We start from the raw sequence: 4948 nt of genomic DNA, 5'->3' as shown, positions 1-4948 counted from the left end.
GCTCGGAGCAAGCTTCATGAAGGTGGCTGTCTAACGGGCCATTTGGACGAGCAACGCTTGGCCACTCTCGAGGCGGCTGTTCAGGACGTCGTCTCTGGCGAACTACAGGCACCTCCTGCCTTGACCGCTGGGCTCAGTCGAGCTCAGCTCGCCGCGGCCCTCGCCAACGTTGAGGATGAACTGGCGCAGCAGCGATCCGAGAGCACGAGGAGCTCGTGGGAACTGGGACCGGAAGACAGTGGCGCGGGGTAAGCGGAGAAGGCCCCCTCGTCCATCATCCTCCGTTCCCTTCCCTTGGGACGGCCAGTCAGAGGGCAACCGTCGGCGCATTGAAGCGAACTACAGACAGGTCCGCGATGAGGTGGTCCGTGCAGCGCTCAACGGAGAACGGCCCACCTCGGAGTTGCTGAAGGAATGGCACGTCACCTCGCTGGTGGGGGTCCGCCTCGCCGAGCCATGGGTGGCAGGACACTACCGCGGGGAGGGTCCGCCGAAGTCACAGTTGCGTTCGTGCCAGAACCACGTTGGGGGCAGGCTCGGCGCATCCCCAACCAAAGTCCGGCAGCGGGTTCGCGAGACCTTCACCGAGCTGGATCGCCGTCTCGATGACTTGGACGCCCGGGTAAACACGGGTGAGGGCCTAGGAACCCTGTACTCAGACGTGCTCCGTCTATGCGCCTGGACTCACGGTGAGTGGGTGCGAACCCACCCCTTCGCCGATCACAACGGAAGCACCGCTCGCCTCCTAGCGCTGCTGATCGGGCTGAGGTACGGAGTACCACTCAACCTGCCGGGCAAGCCCCGCCCCGCTCGGTCACCTTTCGGACTCGCGCTGTCGTATGACCTTGCTGCGGAGAACCAGATGCTGGGCGATGACACCGTCATGGTTAGCTACCTCGATCGCCTGGCGAACTCGTCCGTTCCGGGACCCAATTCGCCGGGCGCGTGAGTGCATCGCGGTGGCGCGAGCTCGCGAGGGTTGGGAGATGACCCCACTGCAGTACTTTGCTGGGGTACGGGCACGACAGAGGCCCCTCCCGGTGACCGGAAAGGGCCTCTGACCTCGGGTGGAGGCGAGGGGACTCGAACCCCTAACCCCCTGCTTGCAAAGCAGGTGCGCTACCAATTGCGCCACGCCCCCGAGGTGCCGGCGCCGTTGCGCCGGCGGGGGGTTCAGTTGTGCTCGACGGTGTCGGTCGCCTCGGCCCACAGGTCACGCTCGGCCTTGGCGTCCCGCGATTTCTTGACCAACGCGAGTCCACCCGCGGCGGCCGCCGCGGCGATGACGAGCAGGCGCTTCATACGTCCTCCAGCAATTGTCCGGTGCCCCGGTCTCACGAGGGGCGTGTGGTGGGCCTAACTGGACTTGAACCAGTGACCTCTGTCTTATCAGGACAGCGCTCTAACCGACTGAGCTATAGGCCCGGGAGCACAGATGAAGGGTGGAGCCCTCTGGTCTGCGCCGCACGAGGCTACCCCACCGCGTAGGGGCCGGCCAAAACGTCGACAGCAAGGACCGGGTCTTGGTCCTGCGCCGGCTCATTCGTCGGACAGGGTCAGGTGCGCTCCACCGACCAGCGCGGAGCAGACGTTGTAGAGGAAGGCGGTCAACGTGGCCAGCGCGGTCAGCAGGATGACGTTGACCACCCCCACGACCACGGACAGTGCCACCACCCGGCCGAAGCCGACGTAGTCCATCAGGTCGAACGACGAAGCGTTGTCCTCCCCACTGGTGACCTGCACGATGAACCCGTTGAGGGTGCCGAACACGTTCATCCCCGACAGCACGGTCCACAGCACCGCGACCATCACCACGCCGGCGATGCCCAGGGCGACCGAGACCAGGAACGAGATCTTGAAGACCGACCACGGGTCGATCCGCTGTGCGGTGAGCCGGACTCGGCGAGGTCCGGTGCGTCGCGGACCCGGAGGCCGGCGAGCGGTCCCCGTGTCGGAGCCACCCTGCGGCGCGCTCCCGTCCCGGGCCCCCGAACCGTCGCCCTGTTCGCCGGCCCGGCGGGCGGCCTGGTCACGTCGGGCCGCCAGATCCTGGTGCGGTGCGGTGCGCGCCATCGCTCCGTCTCGCATCGACGTCGCAGGTTGGTGGGCGTCCGTCGAAGCATCGTCGTCGGGAGGCCCGGTGTCGGCGGGGCTGCGCCGCTGGCTCCTGTCCTGCGTGTCGTGCTTGGCAGTGCTCACTGATCGCCTTCCGGGCCGGGCTCTGGTGGAGCCTGCTGGTCAGGGCCGAAGCCGTCGGCAGACGGCCCCTGCTCCGACGGTACGCCATCGGCCCTTCCCGCACCCTGTGACAGCTCGTCGGTGTCGGCCTGCAGAGCCTCGACATGCTCGGCGAGCTCGCGCTCGGCATTGCGTGCGACAGCGACGATCGCATCACCTGCGGCGGGCGCGGCGAACCGGACACCCGCGGTGTCCCGGCCGGTGATGCGCACCTGGTCGATGGCCGAGCGCACGACGTTGCCCCGTTCGAGCACCACGAGCACCTCGTCACCGTCCTGCACGGTCAGCGCGCCGACCAGATCGCCGCCCTTGTCGGTCGCCCGGGCCACCTTGATGCCCAGACCGCCACGGCCCTGCACCCGGTAGGCCGAGACGGGCGTGCGCTTGGCCATCCCCGTCTCGTAGACCACGAACACGTAGGGGTCGGTCCCGGACTGCACCACCTGCATCGCGAGCAGCTCATCGCCTGTGCGGAACTTCATACCGGTCACTCCCGACGTCGCCCGGCCCATCGGGCGCAGCGCCTCGTCGGTGGCGGTGAAGCGCACCGACTGGCCCTTGATCGAGACCAGCAGCACGTCGTCCTCGGCCTCCGCGAGCCCGGCGCTGACCAGCTCGTCGCCGTCGCGCAGGTTGACCGCGATCAGCCCGCCGGAGCGGGGCGAGTCGTAGTCGGCCAGGCAGGTCTTCTTGACCAGGCCGTTGCGCGTGGCCAGCAGCAGGTATGCAGAGTGCTCGTAGTCCGAGAGCGCCAGCACCTGGGCGATCTGCTCGCCGGGCTGGAAGGCCATCAGGTTGGCCACATGCTGACCCTTGCCCGTGGGGCCACCCTCGGGGATCTCATACGCCTTGGCCCGATAGACCCGGCCCAGGTTGGTGAAGAACAACAGCCAATGGTGGGTGGAGGTGGTGAAGAAGTGGCCTACCACGTCGTCTGCACGCAGCGCCGTCCCCCGGCGGCCCTTGCCGCCCCGGTTCTGCGGACGGTACTCCACCACCTTCGTGCGCTTGGCGTAGCCGCCACGGGTGATGGTGACCACCACGTCCTCGTCGGGGATCAGGTCCTCCATGGACATGTCCCCGTCGAAGGGCACGATCCGGCTGCGCCGCTCGTCGCCGAACTTGTCGACGATCTCGGCGAGCTCCTCGCTGACGATGCTGCGCTGCCGCTGCGGGGAGTCCAGGATCGCCTGGTAGTCGACGATCATCGCCTCGAGCCGGTCGTGCTCCTCGATGATCTTCTGCCGTTCGAGGGCGGCCAGCCGCCGCAGCTGCATGTCGAGGATCGCGCGGGCCTGGATCTCGTCGATCTCGAGCAGGTCGATCAGCCCTTCGCGGGCGTCCTCGACCGTCGCGCTGCCCCGGATCAAGGCGATGACCTCATCGAGCGCGTCGAGGGCCTTGAGCAGACCGCGCAGGATGTGGATCTGCTCCTCGGCCCTGCGCAGCCGGTAGGTGGTGCGACGGACGATGACCTCGATCTGATGATCGACCCAGTGCCGCACGAAGGCCGACAGCGGCAGGGTGCGCGGCACTCCGTCGACCAGGGCCAGCATGTTGGCCCCGAAGTTCTGCTGCAGCTGGGTGTGCTTGTAGAGGTTGTTGAGCACGACCTTGGCGACCGCGTCGCGCTTGAGCACGATGACCAGGCGCTGGCCGGTGCGCCCGGAGGTCTCGTCGCGCAGGTCGGCGATGCCGGCGAGCTTGCCGTCGTTGACCAGCTCGGCGATCTTCTTGGCAAGGCTGTCGGGGTTGACCTGGTAGGGCAGCTCGGTCACCACGAGGCACTGCCGGCCCTGGATCTCCTCGACTTCGACGACCGCCCGCATGATGACGGAGCCACGACCGGTGCGGTAGGCGTCCTCGATGCCACGCCGGCCCATGATCAGGGCCCCGGTCGGGAAGTCCGGGCCGGGGATCCGCTCGATCAACGCCTCCAGCAGCTCCTCCCGGCCTGCTTCGGGGTGCTCCAGCAGCCATTGCACCCCGGAGGCGACCTCGCGCAGGTTGTGCGGCGGGATCTGGGTGGCCATCCCGACTGCGATCCCGGCCGAACCGTTGACCAGCAGGTTAGGGAAACGCGCGGGCAGGACCTGCGGCTCCTGGGTCTTGCCGTCGTAGTTGTCACCGAAGTCGACGGTGTCCTCGTGGATGTCGCGGACCATCTCCATGGCCAGCGGCGCCATCTTGCACTCGGTGTAGCGGGGCGCGGCCGCCGGGTCGTCGCCGGGCGTGCCGAAGTTGCCCTGCCCATCCACGAGGGGGTAGCGCAGCGACCAGTCCTGCACCAGCCGGACCAGGGCGTCATAGATCGCCCCGTCGCCGTGCGGGTGGTAGTGCCCCATCACATCGCCCACGACCCGGGCGCACTTGTTGAAGCCCCGGTCGGGCCGGTAGCCACCGTCGTACATCGCGTAGAGCACCCGGCGGTGCACGGGCTTGAGCCCGTCGCGCACGTCGGGCAGGGCGCGGGAGACGATCACGCTCATCGCATACTCGATGTAGCTGCGCTGCATCTCGGCGTTGAGGTCGACGGCTTCGATCCGGTCGCCGATGGGCGGGATGGTGTCGGTCACGCGAGTCCTTGTCGTCGTCGTTCAGGTATGCAGTAGGCAGCGAACGTCAGAGGGGTTCGGGGGTGGCCGGGGGGGGGGCCCCCCAAAGCCTCCCCGTCGCGAAAACCCCGGCCCCTTTTGTTCCCCTTGGTTCA

Annotated in this window: 4 protein-coding genes and 2 tRNA genes; 1 reads left to right on the top strand and 5 read right to left on the bottom strand. The window is 67.9% G+C overall.

Translation table 11 applies throughout. From position 1 onward, the window contains the following. The first annotated feature begins 175 nt into the window (after positions 1-175). On the top strand, positions 176-949 hold the full coding sequence (locus ACR2FV_RS00855) for a Fic family protein (protein WP_434013839.1): 774 nt from the start codon (positions 176-178) through the stop codon (positions 947-949). A gap of 119 nt (positions 950-1068) precedes the next feature. Here ACR2FV_RS00855 and ACR2FV_RS00850 read toward each other — a convergent pair. The 5 genes from ACR2FV_RS00850 to gyrA form a co-directional block, all read right to left on the bottom strand. Continuing rightward, positions 1069-1141: transfer RNA gene (locus ACR2FV_RS00850), tRNA-Ala, on the bottom strand. Between the two features lie 32 nt (positions 1142-1173). After that, a complete protein-coding gene (locus tag ACR2FV_RS00845; RefSeq protein WP_434013838.1) occupies positions 1174-1302 on the bottom strand; it encodes a DLW-39 family protein in 129 nt (42 codons plus the stop codon). A 46-nt stretch (positions 1303-1348) separates the two neighbouring features. Next, positions 1349-1425, bottom strand: a tRNA-Ile gene (locus ACR2FV_RS00840). 114 nt (positions 1426-1539) lie between these two features. Next, entirely contained in the window at positions 1540-2199 is a 660-nt protein-coding gene (locus tag ACR2FV_RS00835) for a DUF3566 domain-containing protein (protein WP_434013837.1), read from the bottom strand. Further along, the gene (gene gyrA / locus ACR2FV_RS00830; RefSeq protein WP_434013840.1) at positions 2196-4754 is read right to left on the bottom strand and encodes a DNA gyrase subunit A; all 2559 of its coding nucleotides are present in this window, start codon (positions 4752-4754) and stop codon (positions 2196-2198) included. Before gyrA ends, ACR2FV_RS00835 begins: the two co-directional genes overlap by 4 nt. Positions 4755-4948: the final 194 nt, after the last annotated feature.

It is taken from the genome of Ornithinimicrobium sp. (assembly GCF_051004135.1).
Lineage (GTDB): Bacteria > Actinomycetota > Actinomycetes > Actinomycetales > Dermatophilaceae > Ornithinicoccus.
Note: the sequence above shows the minus strand (reverse complement) of the source record. Positions and strands in the feature narration are given on the sequence as shown.